This window comes from Micromonospora sp. NPDC049044, from assembly GCF_040649215.1.
In the GTDB taxonomy this organism is placed as follows: Bacteria; Actinomycetota; Actinomycetes; order Mycobacteriales; family Micromonosporaceae; genus Micromonospora.
This window is the reverse complement of the sequence record NZ_JBEZFA010000004.1, coordinates 44,318-60,931: the sequence shown is the minus strand read 5'-3', so window position 1 is coordinate 60,931 and position 16,614 is coordinate 44,318. Positions and strand designations below refer to the sequence as shown.

4 protein-coding genes are annotated in these 16,614 nt (G+C 72.3%); 1 reads left to right on the top strand and 3 read right to left on the bottom strand.

What is annotated here, in order from left to right; all coding sequences use genetic code 11:
* Positions 1-26: 26 nt before the first annotated feature.
* The 3 genes from AB0B85_RS04260 to ccrA are packed head-to-tail and all read right to left on the bottom strand — an operon-like array spanning position 27 to position 3,210.
* Positions 27-896, bottom strand: coding sequence for a 3-hydroxybutyryl-CoA dehydrogenase (locus AB0B85_RS04260; protein WP_357403404.1), 870 nt, complete (start codon positions 894-896; stop codon positions 27-29).
* Positions 884-1,882 (bottom strand): ketoacyl-ACP synthase III, encoded by a 999-nt coding sequence (locus AB0B85_RS04255; protein WP_357403402.1) that lies wholly within the window; start codon positions 1,880-1,882, stop codon positions 884-886. The genes AB0B85_RS04260 and AB0B85_RS04255 overlap by 13 nt, the downstream gene beginning before the upstream one ends.
* The gene (gene ccrA, locus AB0B85_RS04250) at positions 1,879-3,210 is read right to left on the bottom strand and encodes a crotonyl-CoA carboxylase/reductase (RefSeq protein WP_357403400.1); all 1,332 of its coding nucleotides are present in this window, start codon (positions 3,208-3,210) and stop codon (positions 1,879-1,881) included. Before ccrA ends, AB0B85_RS04255 begins: the two co-directional genes overlap by 4 nt.
* A gap of 174 nt (positions 3,211-3,384) precedes the next feature.
* Here ccrA and AB0B85_RS04245 point away from each other — a divergent pair, with 174 nt between their 5' ends.
* Complete coding sequence (locus AB0B85_RS04245; RefSeq protein WP_357403397.1) at positions 3,385-16,614, top strand: SDR family NAD(P)-dependent oxidoreductase; 13,230 nt, start codon at positions 3,385-3,387, stop codon at positions 16,612-16,614.

The window sequence follows — 16,614 nt, the reverse complement described above, 5'->3', positions numbered from 1 at the left end:
GCCGGGCGGGCCGTCACGGCGTGCGATCAGTACCGGTAGAAGCCGTGCCCGGACTTGCGGCCCAGCCGCCCCTCGGCGACCATCGCGAACAACAGTGCGGGCGCCTTGTAGGAGGGGTTCGCGAGCTCCAGGAAGAGCCGCTCCGCCACCTCGACGAGCGTGTCCAGCCCGACCATGTCGGCGAGGCGTAGCGGCCCCATCGGATAGCCGCACCCGGCGACCATCCCACGGTCGATGTCGTCGGCGGTGGCGTGGCCCGATTCGACCATCCGGATCGCGTCGAGCAGGTAGGGCACGAGCAGGGCGTTGACGATCAGGCCCGGCCGGTTGGCGGACCGGATCACCTCCTTGCCGAGCCGCTCGGCGAGAAAGACGCTCACCCGCTTCGCCACCGACTCGTCGGTCGACGCCGGCCGGGCAAGCTCCACCAGCGGCATCACCGGTACGGGGTTGAAGAAGTGCAGACCCAGCACCGGAACCCCGCCGGCCGCAGCGACCAGGGCGTCAAGTGGGATCGACGAGGTGTTCGACGCGAGCACCGTGCCGGAGGGTACGACTGTGCTCAGACCTTTGAAGATCGTGACCTTCAGTTCCTCGACCTCGGTGACCGACTCGATCACCAGATCGCAGTCGGCGAGGTCGGCCAGGTCGGCCGAGAACGACGTCAGTTCCTCGGCCCGGGCGCGTTCGGCAAGCGACATCCGGCCACGTTCGACAGCCGCCGTGTAGCAGGACGCCAGCCGTCGCCGTCCGCGTTCGGCCGACTGCCGGCTGGACGCGGCGACGCGTACCGGAAGACCGGCCCGCGCGCACAGCTCGACCAGGCCAGCGCCCATGACACCGCAGCCCACCACGCCGACCTTCGCGATCTCCTCGACCGGCATCAGGCGGCCCAACGCAGCAGACAGTTGCCGAGCGCCATCCCGCCGCCGAACCCGGAGAGCATCACCAGGTCGCCGTCGTGCAGGTGGCCGGCCCGGTTGGCCTCGTCCAGGGTCACCGCCAACGACGCGCTGCCCATGTTGCCGTAGCGCTCGATGGTGCGGTGGATCTGGGCCTTCTTCAGCTCGAGGAGGTCGGCGAGCCGTTCGAGGATGACGCCGTTGGCCTGGTGGGGCACGAAATGGTCGACGTCGGACGGGTCGACGCCGGCCCGGTCGAGCAGGACGCTCACCGAGCCGGGCACGGTCTCCATCACGAACGAGGTCACCTCACGGCCCATCATCCGCAGGTAGTGGCCGCCCTCCGCGAGCGTGCTCAGCGACGCCGGACGGCGGCTGCCACCGGCCTCGATCTTCAACAACTCACTCCGGTCGCCACGGCCCCGCAGCTCGACGTCGAGGATGCCGGCCGATTCGGCGACGGGGCCGAGTACTGCCGCGCCCGCACCGTCGGCGAGCAGCACCACCACGCCGAGATCGTCCGGGTCGACGAACCGGGAGTAGAGGTCGGCCGATATGACAAGCGAGTACGCGTCCGGCTTGAACGTGCTCAGGCCGCGGGCGATGGCGACACCGTAGACGAAGCCGCTGCACCCGATGTTCACGTCGAAGCAGGCGGCCCGCTCGGCGCCGAGCATCGCCTGTACCAGGCAGGAGGTGGGCGGGAAGGGGTGGTCGCCGGTGCCGGTGGTCACGATCAGATAGTCGATCTGGTCGGCGGTGATCCCGGCCGCCCGCAGCGCCTGCCGCCCCGCCTTGACCGCCAGGTCGGAGACCGCCTCGCTGGGCGAGGCGTACCGTCGGGACCGAATCCGGGTCTTGCGGAGGATCCATTCCTCGGTGACGTCGAACCGTTCCGCGATCTCGTCGTTCGTCAATTCCTTGCGGGGCAGGTAGGAGCCGGTCCCAAGAATTCCGGTGCCGTTTCTGAGAGAACTCAAATCCCTGCTCCAAACGGGTTGGCGCGCCCCGTACCCAACTCGTCCCGGAGCGCGGGATCGGTGATTCCGAGGCCGGCTTCCGGTGCCAGGCACAGCACGCCCACCTTGCCGAAGTGGCTGTTGGTCTGCACCGTGCGAGTCGCCTCGGCCACCTCGGTCAAGGGGTGCAGGGCGGAGAGCACGGGCTTGATCCGGCCCAGGTTGACCAGCCGGTTGGTCTCCCACATCTCCTGGATGTTGGCGCCGTGACTGCCGACGATGCGCTTCAGCTTCATCCACAGGTAGCGGTTGTCGTACTGGTGCCGGTAGCCCGAACTGGAACCGCAGGTGACCACCGTGCCGCCTCGGCGGGTGACGAACATCGAGATGCCGAACGTGGCCCGGCCCACGTACTCGAAGACGATGTGCGGGTCCTCGCCGGTCTCGCGACGGATGATCGCGCCAAGGCGCTTGCCCGCCTGCACCACCGTCGCCGGGTCGTCCAGGTCGCGGCCGATCCCCAGCTCGTTTCGGTTGATCACGACGTCGCAGCCGAGTCGGCGCAGCACCTCGGCCTTCTCCTCGGAGCCGACCACACCGACCGCGATGCCGCCGCCGCTGCGGACGAGTTGGACCGCGTGGACCCCGAGACCGCCGGTGGCACCCCAGATCAACACCACGTCGCCCTGCTTCATCCGGGCGCCGCGGTCACTGATCAACATCCGGTACGCGGTGCCCGCGCACGCCGGGATGCTTGCCGCCTCCTCCCAGGTCAGGTGCGTGGGCTTGGGGATCAGCTGGGTGGCCCGTACGACGGCGTAGTGTGCGAGGCCACCGAAGTTGGTCTCATAACCCCAAGCGCGCTGCTCCACCCCGAGCATGCCGTCCGCGTGCGTCGCCGGTTCCTGGTCGTCGGCCTGCACCGGGCTGAGCACCACGCGGTCGCCGACCTTCCACCGCCGTACCGCCTCGCCGACGCGCACGATGACGCCGGCGCCGTCCGAGCCGAGCGCGTGGAACGGCTGGTCGTGTCGGCGCTCCCACCCGCCCTGCTTCGCCAGGTTCCGCAGGAAGTCGAAGGTGGGCAGTGGCTCGAAGGTCGCCGACCACACGGTGTTGTAGTTGACGCAGCTCGCCATCACGGCGACCAGAACCTCGTCGGGCGCGATCCGGGGCATGTCCACCGGCCCGACCCGCAGGGACTTGCGGACGTCCTTGTCGGCGGTCCCGTTGAACATCCCGACATCCTCGACACGCGTGTGGGCGGCCACGTACGTGGCTGGTACCGGAAGCGCCGCGAGCTGGTCGGGCGCGGCGCCGGCGACCACGGCGGCGGAGAGTTCATCCATCTCGGTCGTCCCCTTCGGCGGGCGGTAGAGGTCACCCCGGAGCGCTGCCCACGTCGGTTCGCGGGCCGTTGGGCTCAGACAGTGAGCCGAGCGTTGCACGGCGCGTTCGGGCCGCGACACCGGGAGCCGGGCAAGATAGGGGTCTCGTAGGGGTGGCCCGTCGCGCGTCCGACAATGCCGGATCGTGATAGGGGTTATCGGGTTGTCTTCCCATTCGTATCGTCGTTTTCGATGACCGAAGGGAATCCGATGCGTTCTTCTGCTTCCACGCACGTTCCGCCGTTATCCCCCGACGACATTGACGCATCCACTCAAGACAGTGCGATAGCGATCGTCGGGATGTCCTGTCGATTTCCTGCCGCAGCCGGCCTGGACGAATTCTGGGACCTGCTGGCCGGTGGACGTTCGGCGATCTCGGACACCGCGCCGCAGGGGCGTGGCGCCGGGATGACCCGCGGTGGCTTCGTGGACGGGGTGGATCTGTTCGATCCCGAGTTCTTCGGCATCTCGCCCCGCGAGGCCGCGGCGATGGACCCGCAGCAGCGCCTGATGCTCGAGCTTGGCTGGGAGGCGCTCGAGCACGCCGGGATCCGTGCCTCTGCGCTGCGCGGAAGCCGCACCGGCGTGTTCGTCGGCGCGATTGCCGGCGACTACGCCGAGCTGGTGACCGCCGCCGGCACCGCCACCCCGCACTCCCTCACCGGCCTGCACCGCAGCCTGATCGCGAACCGGTTGTCCTACACCCTGGGTCTGCGCGGCCCGAGCATGACAGTCGACACCGGACAGTCGTCCTCGCTGGCGGCGCTGCACCTGGCCCGGCTGAGCCTGCTGGCCGGTGAGTCCGACCTGGCGATCGTCTCCGGCGTGCAGCTCAACCTCGCGGGGGGCCCGCTCTCGGTGTCCCAGGAGTTCGGCGGGCTCTCACCCGACGGTCGCTGTCACACCTTCGACGCCCGGGCCAACGGCTACGTCCGGGGCGAGGGCGGCGGCGTCGTCGTGCTCAAGCCGTTGCGCGCGGCGTTGGCCGACGGCGACGTCGTCTACTGCGTGCTGCGGGGCAGCGCGCTCAACAACGACGGCGGCGGCCGAGCGCTGAGCGTGCCGCACCGGGAGGCCCAGGAGGCCGTGCTGCGGGAGGCGTACGCGACGGCGGGCGTCGAGCCGACCCGGGTGGGATACGTGGAGTTGCACGGCACCGGCACCCGGGTGGGCGACCCGATCGAGGCGGCGGCGTTGGGCGCTGTCTTCGCCGCCGGACGTGCCGACGACGATCCGCTGCTCGTCGGCTCGGTCAAGACCAACATCGGCCACCTCGAGGGCGCGGCCGGCATCGCGGGTGTGATCAAGACGGTCCTCGCGATCCACCGAGGCGTGCTGCCGCCGAGTCTCAACTACGCCACCCCGAACCCGGAGATCGACCTCGACGGGTGGCGGCTGCGCGTGAACACCACCGCCCGGTCGCTGCCGGCGGGCGAGGCCGGTGTGGTGGCCGGGGTCAGCTCGTTCGGCGTCGGTGGCACCAACTGTCACGTGGTCCTCGCGGCCCACCGCGGCGCGGAGCCCGACCCGTCACCCGGGCCCGCGGTGCTCGGCGACGGCATCGTCGCCTGGCCGGTGTCCGGTCGCTCCGAGGCGGCCCTGCGGGGGCAGGCCCGCCGGCTCGCGGAGTTCGCCGAGACCGAGACGGTGGCGTCACCCGCCGAGATCGGTGCGGCCCTCACCCGTACCCGCGAAACCTTCGCCCGTCGCGCCGTGATCCTCGGCACCGACCGCGCGTCACTGCTGGCCGGCACGTCGGCGGTGGCCGACGGGGCACCGGCGGCCACTGTCGTGGCGGGCAGCGTGACGGCCGGCGCCGACCGGGTCGTCTTCGTCTTCCCCGGCCAGGGCACCCAGTGGGCCGGAATGGCTGTGGACCTGCTGGACGCCTCGCCGGTCTTCGCGGCCGCGCTCGCCGAGTGTGACGAGCACATCGTCGAGTTGGCCGGCTGGACCACCGCCGACGTGCTGCGTGCCTCCCGGAACCCGGACGGTGCCGAGTTCCTCGCCCGGATCGAGGTCCTCCAGCCGGTGCTCTTCGCGGTGATGGTGTCCCTGGCCCGGCTGTGGCGGGCCTGCGGGGTCGAGCCGGCCGCCGTCGTCGGCGCCTCCCAGGGTGAGTTCGCGGCGGCCTACGTGAGTGGAGCGCTGTCCCTGGCCGAAGCATGCCGGCTGGTCGTGCAGCGCAGCGCGCTACTCGGCGAGCAGATGGCGGGCAGGGGGCACATCGCCTCGGTGGCGCTGCCCCGCGAGCAGGTGGAAGAGCGCCTGGGCCGGTGGCGCGACCGGCTGGCGGTCGCCGGATGCAACGGTCCGCAGGCGACAACAGTGGCCGGGGCGGCGGACGCCTTGGCCGAGTTCATCGACTCGCTGGTGGCCGACGGCATCGCCGCCCGGGTCGTGCCGTCGACGGTCGCGCTGCACTGCCCCGACGTCGACGACATCCGCGACGCCTTCTACGAGCGGGTCGACCCGCCGTTGCCGGCAGCCACCGACGTGCCGTTCTACTCGACGGTGACCGGCCGGCCGGCCGACGGAGCCGGGCTCGACCTCGACTACTGGTACGGCAACGCGCGGGAGCCTGTCGACTTCGCCGGCGCGGTGCGGACGATGGCGGCCGACGGATATCGGATCTTCCTCGAGATCGGGCCGCACCCCGTCCTCACCGTCGGCGCGCAGGGGACGTTCGAGCAGGAGGGCGTCGACGCGGTGGCGTTGGCGACGCTGCGCCGCGACCAGGGCGGCCCGATCCGATTCGCCACGGCGCTGGCCGAGGCGTACGTGCGCGGTGTGTCGGTGGACTGGACCGCGCCCGTCTCCGGCGTCGTGCGGCACCGGGTCGTCCTGCCGACGTACTCGTTCCAGCGGCAGTCCTACTGGTTGCCGGAGATCGCCCCGGGCGCCGGGCCCGCCCCGACGTCGACTCTGACTCCGACGCCGGTGCCCGTGCCGGTCGACGAGCCGGCCACCGGTGCCGATCATCGGGAGTTGGTAAGCGGGTACGTCGCCGCCGTGTCGGGGCGTGCCGCGCTCACCGCCGAACAGCACCGGCACACGTTCAAGGATCTCGGCTTCGACTCGGTAATGCTCGTCGAGCTGCGCAACCGGCTCACCATGGCGACCGGCGTCTCGTGGCCCACCACGGTGCTCTACGACCACCCGACAGTGGCGGCGCTCACCGCGTACCTCGATGGATCCGACACCGACGGGGTGACCGCGCAGTCGGTGGCCGATCCGGCGCCCGCCGGGGTGCGGGACACCGAGCCGATCGCGATCATCGGGATGGCCTGTCGCTACCCGGGTGGTGTCGCCTCACCGGAGGACCTGTGGCGGCTTGTCGACGACGGGGTGGACGCCATCACGGAGTTCCCCCTCGACCGGGGCTGGCCGGTGGACGACGTGGTCGACCCGGCCGGCGAGCGGGCCGGGACCTCATACGTCGGTGCGGGTGGCTTCCTGCACGACGCGCCGATGTTCGACCCGGCCTTCTTCGGCATCTCGCCGCGCGAGGCGCAGGCGATGGATCCGCAACAGCGGCAACTCCTGGAGGTCTCCTGGGAGGCGCTTGAACGGGCCGGCATCGACCCGGCCACGCTGCGCGGTAGCCGGACCGGCGTCTTCGTCGGCGCCATGGCCCAGGACTACGGCCCCCGGCTGCACGAGCCGACCGGTGACGGCGACGGGTACGCGCTCACCGGCACCACGACAAGTGTCGCCTCCGGCCGCATCGCCTACACGCTCGGGCTGGAGGGGGCGGCGCTGACAGTGGACACGGCCTGTTCCTCCTCGCTTGTGGCGCTGCACCTGGCCGCCGAGGCACTGCGCGACAGCCGCTGTTCGATCGCGTTGGCCGGCGGCGTCACGGTGATGGCCAACCCGGGCATGTTCGTGGAGTTCAGCCGGCAGCGTGGGCTGGCCCCGGACGGCCGCTGCAAGGCCTTCGCCGAGGCCGCCGACGGCACGGCCTGGGCCGAGGGCGTGGGTGTGCTCGTGGTGCAGCGACTCGCTGACGCGGTCCGCGACGGGCGCCGGGTGCTGGCCGTGCTGCGCGGCTCCGCGGTGAACCAGGACGGCGCTTCCAACGGGCTGACCGCGCCGAGCGGCCTCGCCCAGCAGCGGGTGATCCGCGAGGCGCTCGCCGACGCGCGACTGTCCGCCGTGGACGTCGACGTGGTCGAGGCCCACGGCACCGGCACCCGACTGGGTGACCCGATCGAGGCCCAGGCCTTGCTGGCCACGTACGGCCAGGACCGGTCGACGCCACTCTGGCTGGGTTCGTTGAAGTCGAACATCGGGCACAGCCAGGCCGCCGCCGGAGTCGGCGGCGTGATCAAGATGGTGATGGCGATGCGGGCGGGCGCGCTGCCCCGCACGCTGCACGTCGACACGCCGTCCACTGTCGTGGACTGGTCGGCCGGCGCGGTGGCCCTGCTGACCGAGCCCCGGCCCTGGCCCACCGTGGACCGCCCGCGCCGGGCGGCGGTCTCGTCGTTCGGCATCAGCGGCACCAACGCCCACGTGATCCTCGAACAGGCCCCGGAGGAGACCGAACCGGCAGCGGTCCCCGCCACCGAAGGTCCGTACCCGATCCTGCTGTCTGCCCGCGGCCTACCGGCGCTGCGCGCCGCCGCCGACAGGTTGCGCGGCCACCTCGCCACCCGGCCCGACCTGACGCCGGCCGAACTCAGTCAGGCGCTGCTCACCGGCCGCACCGCGCACCCGGACCGTGCCGTCGTGGTGGCCGAGGACCGCCAAGGGCTGCTCAGCGACCTGGCAGCCCTGGCCACCGGCGAGGAGTCGGCGACTGTCGTCACAGGCGTGGCCGCTCCTCGCGGCCGTACCGTCTTCGTCTTCCCCGGACAGGGCTCGCAGTGGGCCAGCATGGCGGTCGACCTGATCGCCCACGACCCGGCGTTCGCCACCCGGCTCGGTGAGTGCGCCGAGGCCCTCTCATCCTTCGTCGACTGGTCGCTGCTGGACGTGCTGCGCCAGGTGGAGGGCGCGCCCGCGCTGGACCGGGTCGACGTGGTGCAGCCCGCGCTCTGGGCGGTAATGGTCTCGCTCGCCGAGTCCTGGCGGGCTCGCGGCGTACGGCCGGACGCGGTGGTCGGGCACAGTCAGGGCGAGATCGCCGCGGCGACGGTGTCCGGGGCGCTCTCGCTGCTCGACGGCGCCCGGGTGGTCGCGCTGCGCAGCCGCAGCCTGATCCGGCTGGCTGGCACCGGCGCCATGGCCTCGGTGTCGGAGCCCGAGGACAAGGTCCGTGCGCGACTCGCCGACATCGGGGGCCGGATCAGCGTCGCCACTGTCAACGGCCCGATGATCACCGTGGTGTCCGGTGACCCCGACGCGGTGGCCGAGCTGCTCGCCGTCTGCGAACGCGAGGGTGTCCGCGCCAAGCAGATACCTGTGGACTACGCCTCGCACTCGGAGTATGTGGAGTCACTGCGAGACGAACTGCTGGACCTGCTCGCCGACACGGCACCGTCGTCCGACTCACTGCCGTTCTACTCCACTCTCCACGGCGCCCTGCTCGCCGACACCGCCGAGCTGACCGCCGAGTACTGGTTCCGCAGCCTGCGTGAGACCGTCCGCTTCGCGGACGCCGTCGAGGCCCTGAAGGCTGACGGGCACGACACCTTCGTCGAGGTGAGCCCGCACCCGGTGCTGCTACAGGGCATCGAGGAGATGCTCACCGACGAGGTAGCGGTCGGCACGCTTCGCCGTAACGTGCCCGGGCCGGCCCGCTTCCTGACCTCGGTGGCCGAGCTGCACGTACGCGGCGGCACTGTCGACTGGCCGGTCCCGCCGACCCCGCGGGTCCTCGACCTGCCCACCTACCCGTTCCAGCACGGGCGCTACTGGACCCGGCCCGACGAGCGTTCCACAGGTCTGGCCGAGGCGGGTCTGGCGGATGCCGGGCACCCGCTGCTCGGCGCGGTGGTCGAGCTGGCCGACGGCGGCCGGGTGCTCACCGGCCGGCTCTCCACGCGTATCCATCCCTGGCTCGCCGACCACGTCGTGCGGGGCACGACGCTGCTGCCCGCTACCGGCTTCGCCGACCTTGTGCTGCACGCGGCCGCCACGGCCGGCTGCGACGTGCTTGAGGAACTGCTCGTCGTAGCGCCACTGGTGCTCGACGGCCACGGCACCACCCAGGTGCAGATCGTGCTCGGCGCGGCCGGGGCGGACGGGCGCCGGCGGGTGACACTGCACGCGCGGCCCGGCGACGACCACGAGTGGGTCCAGCACGCGAACGGCACTGTGGCCGCCGGCTCGGCCGGCCCCGCACCGGCCGCCTGGGCCGCGGCCTGGCCACCGGCCGGTGCGGCCGCCATGGACATCGATGAGGCGTACGGACGGCTGTACGCGCTCGGCTACGAGTACGGTCCGGCGTTCCGCAACCTGCGCACGCTGTGGCGTGCGGGCGACGACATCCTCGCCGAGGTCGCACTCGACGAGAATCTCACCGGCACCGGGTACGTGCTGCACCCCGCCCTGTTCGACGCGGTGCTACACCCGGTGGTCCTGGACGCCCCGAGCGGCTCCGGCATCCGGCTGCCGTTCTCCTTCTCGGGTATCCGGCTGCGGGCGGTGGGCGCGAGCCGGCTGCGGGTGCGGATCCGAGCCACCGGCGACGACACGTACGCCGTCGAGCTGGCCGATCCGGCCGGTACGCCGATCGCCTCGATCACCGCGCTGACTCTGCGGGAACGGCGGGACGGCCTGGCCGCCGCGTCGTCGACCCGCCGCGATCGGCTGTTCGAGGTGGACTGGGAGCCCGTGCCGGAGCCGGCAACGCAGGACGGGAGCCCCGGCGCGGTGGTCGTCGGTCCGTCCGGCTCCCTCGGGCTGACGTCCTACCGCACCCTCGCCGCGCTGCGGGTGGCGATCGCCAAGGGGGCGGCCACCCCGGACGCCGTGGTGCTGCACCACTCCACCCGCCGCGCCGGCTCGGACGTCAGCGAGGTGATCCACGACGTCACCGCCGAGTTGCTCGAGACCGTGCAGGACTGGCTCGCCGACGAGGTGCTCTCGGCCTGCCGGCTCGTCCTGGTGACCCGAGGTGCGGTGTCCTGCCTGCCCGGCGAAGACGTGACCGACCTGCCCGGGGCGGCGCTGTGGGGTCTGCTGCGCAGCGCCCAGTCCGAGGTGCCCGACCGGATCGGGCTGGTCGACCTCGGCGACCAGGGGGCAGCCCGACTCACTGCGGCACTGGCGGCCGGGGAGCCGCAGGTCGCGGTGCGCGGTGACCAGCTGCTGGCGGCCCGGCTCGAGCGCTACCGCGGTGCCGGTGAGCTGAGCACGCCGGCCGGTGGGCGGGACTGGCGTCTGGAGCTGACCGAACGCGGCAGCATCGACAATCTCGTCCTCGCCGAGGCACCCGACCGGCAGCCGCTGACCGGTCACCAGGTCCGCGTGGCGATCCGCGCCATCGGCGTGAACTTCCGCGACGTGATGGTCGCGCTCAAGATGTATCCCGGCGCGGCCAACCTCGGTGCCGAGGGCGCCGGCGTGGTGCTCGAGGTGGGTCCGGAGGTCACCGGGCTCACGGCCGGCGACCGGGTGATGGGCCTGTTCATCGACGGCATCGGATCCGTTGCCACGACCGACGGTCGCTACCTTTCCCGGATCCCGCAGAGCTGGTCGTTCGCCCAGGCCGCGGGAGTGCCTGTGGTGTTCCTGACCGCGTACCACGGGCTGGTCGAGCTGGCCGGCCTGCGAGCCGGCGAGCGGCTGCTGGTGCACACCGCCACCGGTGGCGTCGGTCTGGCCGCACTTCAACTCGCCCGACACCGCGGCGCCGAGGTCTTCGCGACGGCGAGCGCCGGGAAGTGGCCGGTCCTGGCCGCGCAGGGCATCCCGGCCGACCACATCGCGTCCTCCCGCGACCTCGGCTTCGAGGCCGCGTTCCGGACGACCACCGGTGGGGCCGATCTGGACGTGGTGCTCCATTCGCTCGCCCGTGAGTTCACCGACGCGTCGCTGCGGCTGCTCGGCGAGGGCGGCCGGTTCGTCGACATGGGCAAGACCGACATCCGCGACCCCCAACTCGTCGGCGCCGACCACCCCGGCGTCACGTACCGGAGCTTCGATCTGCTGACCCTGGGCCCGGAGCGGATCGCGGCGATGTTCGCCGAGCTGCTCGTCCTGTTCGAGCAGTGTGCGTTGCGGCCGCTGCCGGTACGCACCTGGGACGTGCGCACCGCCCCGCAGGCGCTGCGCTTCGTCAGCCAGGCCCAGCAGATCGGCAAGGTGGTGCTGACCGTCCCGACGCCGCTGGACCCCGAGGGCACAGTGCTGATCACGGGCGGCACCGGTGTGCTCGGCGCGGCCCTGGCCCGTCACCTCGTCGCCGTGCACGGTGTGCGGCACCTGCTGCTCACCAGCCGCCAGGGCCCGGCCTCGCCCGACGCCGGGTCGCTGCGCGACGAGCTGGTCGCCGCGGGAGCCGAGGTGACCGTCGCCGCCTGTGACGCCGCCGACCGGGACGAGCTGGCCGACCTGCTGGCCGGGATCCCGGCCGGGCACCCCCTCACCGCGGTCATGCACCTGGCGGGCACGCTCGACGACGCCACCGTCACCTCGCTGACCCCGCGCCACCTCGAACGGGTTTTGCGCCCCAAGGCCGACGCGGCGTGGCACCTGCACCAGCTCACCGAGGGGCACGACCTCAGCGCGTTCGTGATGTTCTCCTCGGTGGTCGGCGTACTCGGCACGCAGGGGCAGGCGAACTACGCAGCGGCGAACGCCTTCCTCGACGCGCTGGCCCAGCACCGGCAGGCGACCGGGCGCCCCGCGACAAGCCTCGCCTGGGGCATCTGGGCCGCGCGCAGCGCGATGACCGCGCATCTGAGTAAGGCGGACATCGCCCGCTTCGCCCGGGGCGGCAGCCTTCCGCTGGAGACCGACGAGGCGCTCGCGCTCTTCAGCGCGGCGCTGGACCGGCCGCGCGCGGTGCTCGTACCGGCCCGCCTCGACCTCAGCCCGTCCCAGTCCACGCCACCGATGCTGCGCCACCTGGTCCGGGTGCCGGTCACCGCGGCCGACACCGGACCGGCCGCATCCGAGTCGCTTGCCGAGCAGCTCAGCCGCCTCTCCGGCGCCGAGCAACTGCGGACGCTGCTGGAGCTGATCCGCTCACACGCGGGCGTGGTCCTCCGCCAGGGAGACGCGCAAGCCATCGGTGCCACGCAGGCGTTCAAGGACCTCGGATTCGACTCACTGGCCACTGTGGAGTTGCGTAACCGGCTCGGCGCGGCGACCGGCCTGCGCCTGCCCATCACGCTGCTCTTCGACGACCCGACACCGAACGCGCTGGCCCGCAAACTCCGTACCCTGCTGGTCGGCGAGACCAGCGAGACCAGCGCGACCAACGGAGCCAGTGAGACCGGCGAGGTCGGACAGACCGACGATGCCAGCACGGCGCGCGTCGCACCGGTGCCGATTGCCTCGGCGGCGGCGCGCGAGCCACTTGCCGTCATCGGCATCGCCTGCCGGCTGCCCTCGGCCGACGACGTGGACGGACTACGTCGCCTGCTGCGCGAGGGCCAGGACGGGGTCCGGCCGGTGCCGGCGTCACGCTGGGACGCGGCGGCGTACGCCGACCCGGAGCTGACCGTCCCGGTCGAGGCCGGCTTCCTGACCGGCGCGATCGACGAGTTCGACCCGCTGTTCTTCGGTATCTCGCCGCGTGAGGCGATCGAGATGGATCCGCAGCAGCGGCTGTTCCTCGAGGTCGCCTGGGAGGCGCTGGAGGACTCCGGGCTCGCCAACGACCGGCTGGCCGGGAGCCGGACCGGGGTCTTCGCCAGCGCCATCTGGCACGACTTCGCCGAACTCACCACCGGACGGACCGGCCCGCAGACGGCACACTCGGCGACCGGCGGCGCCCTCAACATGGTTGCCAACCGGCTCTCGTACGTGCTTGGCCTGCGCGGTCCGAGCATGGTGGTCGACAGCGCCTGCTCGTCGTCCCTGCTCGCCGTGCACCTCGCCTGTCAGAGCCTCTGGTCGGGGGAGTCCGAGGTGGCGATCGCCGGCGGAGTGAACCTGCTGCTCAACCCGGAGAGCATGGTCGCTCTCACCAAGTTCGGCGGCCTGGCACCGGACGGCCGCTGCAAGTCCTTCGACGCTCGGGCCGATGGATTCGGGCGCGGTGAGGGCTGCGGGGTGGTGGTGCTCAAGCCGCTCTCCCGGGCGCTCGCCGACGGGGACGACGTCTGGTGCGTCATCCGCGGTTCGGCGGCGAACAACGACGGGCTCAGCAACGGGTTGACCGCCCCGAGTTCGGAGGCCCAGGAGGACGTGCTGCGGGAGGCGTACCGGCGGGCCGGGGTCGACCCCGGTGACGTGCACTACGTCGAGGCGCACGGCACTGGCACCGCACTGGGCGACCCGATCGAGGCGTCCTCCCTCGGCGCGGTCCTGACCAGGGGACGGGCAGCCGACGCGAGTCCGTTGGTCATCGGGTCGGTCAAGTCCAACATCGGTCATCTCGAAGCCGCGGCCGGCATCGCCGGCCTGCTCAAGACGGTGCTGGTGCTGCGCGACAAGGAGATCCCGGCCAGCCTGCACTTCGACGTGCCGAGCCCGCACATCGACTTCGACGGGCTCCGGCTGCGGGTGCCGCGTGAGCGTGAGTCCTGGCCGGCCGACCGGCCCCTGCTGGCCGGCGTCAGCGCGTTCGGCTGGGGCGGCACCAACGTGCATCTGGTCCTCGAAGGCCCCCCGCCGGTGCCACGCCCGGTCCCCGCCGCGAAGCCCGCGTACCTGCTCACGCTCTCCGCGAAGAGCGCGGGTGCGCTTCGCGACACGGCCGCCCGGGTGGTCCGACAGATCGACGAGGCCGGCGACTCGCTCACGCCCGCCGATCTGGTCGCCGCGGCCGTGCGCCGGGGCGAGTTCAACCACCGCCTGGCCGTCACCGGTGACTCGATGGAGCAGCTCCGCGCCGCCCTCGCCGACGACGACGGCGACGCCGCCCGGGGGTACGCCGAGGCCGCTCCGAGGATCGCCTTCGTCTTCCCCGGCCAGGGCTCCCAGTGGCTCGGCATGGCCCAGGAGCTGATGGCGACCGAGCCGGTCTTCGCCGAGGCCGTGCGGGCCTGCGACGCGGCTGCCGCCGAATTCAAGGACTGGTCGGTCGCCGACGAGCTGGCGGCCGGCGCGGAGGACTCGCGGCTGGACCGGATCGACGTCGTGCAACCCGTCCTCTGCACCGTCGAGATCGCGCTCGCGGCGCTCTGGCGCTCGTGGGGCGTACACCCGGACGCCGTGATCGGGCACAGCATGGGGGAGATCGCCGCCGCGTACGTCGCCGGCGCACTGCCGCTGCGCGACGCGATGCGGACAATCTGCCGTCGCAGCGTGCTGCTGCGCCGCGTCAGCGGCCAGGGCGCGATGCTCAACGTCGAGTTGTCGTTGGCCGACGCCGAGCGCCTGATCGTCGGGCACGAGGACGCGGTGTCGGTGGCGGTCAGCAACAGCCCACGCTCAACCGTGCTCTCCGGCGACAAGGACGTCCTGGCCGGGCTCCGGGACCAGCTCGACGGCGACGGGGTGTTCTGCCGCTGGGTCAAGGTGGACGTGGCCTCGCACAGCCCGCAGGTGGACCCGCTGCGCGACGACCTCCTCGCCGCCCTCGACGGCGTCACGCCCGGCCCGGCAAATGTCGCGTTCTGGTCGACGGTCACCGAGACGACGCTCGAAGGACCCGAGCTGACCGCGGCGTACTGGGTGGACAACCTGCGCCGTCCGGTGCTCTTCGCCGACCAGGTGGCGCGGCTGCTCGCCGACGGCGTGCGGGTCTTCGTCGAGATGAGCCCGCACCCCGTGCTGCTGCCCGCGGTCGAGCAGATCACCGGGCCGGACGGCACGCCGGCGGAGGCGCTGCCCTCGCTGCGCCGCCACGAGCCCGAGCGCGCCGCGCTGCTGCGGTCCCTCGGCCGTCTCTTCACCCTCGGCGTGCCGGTGGCGCAGAGCCCCGCCCTGGCCGGTCCGCGCGGCACCCTGAAACTGCCGCACTACCCGTGGCAGCGCGAACGGTTCTGGCCGTCGACCGACGGCCGGCCGGTCCGTACGGCGGGGGCGACGTTGCTCGGCAACCGGTTCGACCCGGTCTCCGCGCCGGGTACGCACTACTGGCAGCGCGATTTCGACGGTGCGACCGCCACCGTCCGCGAGCACCGGATCGGCGGCCACGCGCTCGTGCCGGCCGCCGCCTACGTCGACATGGCGCGAACCGTCGCCGACGAGCTGGGCGCCGACCCGGACCACGAGCTGCTCGACCTCACCTTCCCCGAGGCGCTGCGGATCCCGGACGACGAGTCGCGGTCGGTGCAGACCGAGGTGTCGCGGGCCGGTGACGGGTACCGGATGCGGGTGTACGCGCCGGACGGCCAGGCACCGACGTTGGTGGCCGAGGGCGTCGTACGCCCGGTCCCGGCAGCCGGGCCGTCCGCGCCGTTCGACCTGGACGCGGTGCGCGACCGGATGGCCGAGGAACTGGCCGGCGGTGACTTCTACCAGCGTCTGGCGGCGGTCGGCATCGGCTACGGCCCCGCCTACCAGGGTGTCGAGCGGGTCTGGCGAAGGGGCGACGAGGCGTTGGCCCGGCTGCGTCTGCCGGCCGCCCGCCCGGCTCACCGCGTCGATCCCGCACAGCTCGACGCCGCGTTGCAGGCGGCGGTGGTGCCGCTGCTCGGCCCGGACTGGGGACGCGTCGCGTCGCACGCCTTCCTGACCGCCGCGATCGGGTCGGTCCGCATCGCCGGCCGGCTCGGTACGGAGTGCTGGTCCCACGCCGTGGTGCGGCCGGCCGGCGCTGTCGCCGACCGTTTCCTCGCCGACATCACTGTGGTCTCGCCGGACGGCACGGTGCTCATCGAGATACGGGACATGGCAGTGGTCCGGCTCCCGAACGCCGTGGCCGCTGCGGCCCCCGAGTCCGACGGGGTGTCCGCCCGGCTGCGTGCTCTGGACGGACCGGACGCCCAGATCGCCGCGATCGAGGGGATCATCCGGGAGAACGTGGCCCGGGTCGTCAAGCTGACCACCGAGCGGATCGAGAACGATCAGCCGCTTCGCAGCCTCGGCATCGACTCGGTGATGTCCCTGGAGCTACGCACCCGCCTTGAGCGGGAGTTCGGCATCCAACTGTCCGCCACGTTGATCTGGAACCACCCGACGATCCGCGAGATGGCGCCGTTCCTGGCGTCCAAGCTCGGGCTGTCCGCCGAGCCGGAACCGCCCGTCGCGCCCACCGTGACCCTCGACGAGCTGTACGTCGACGTCGACGACGACCCGGCTGGGCAGCTCGCTCGCGAGATCGCCGAGCTGACCGAGCGAATGGAGAACATCTGA

What these genes read in the sequence shown, in the direction of transcription:
- ccrA (WP_357403400.1), bottom strand. Translation starts at nt 3,210, where the DNA reads ATGGATGAACTCTCCGCCGCCGTGGTCGCCGGCGCCGCGCCCGACCAG.
- AB0B85_RS04245 (WP_357403397.1), top strand. Translation starts at nt 3,385, where the DNA reads ATGCCGGATCGTGATAGGGGTTATCGGGTTGTCTTCCCATTCGTATCG.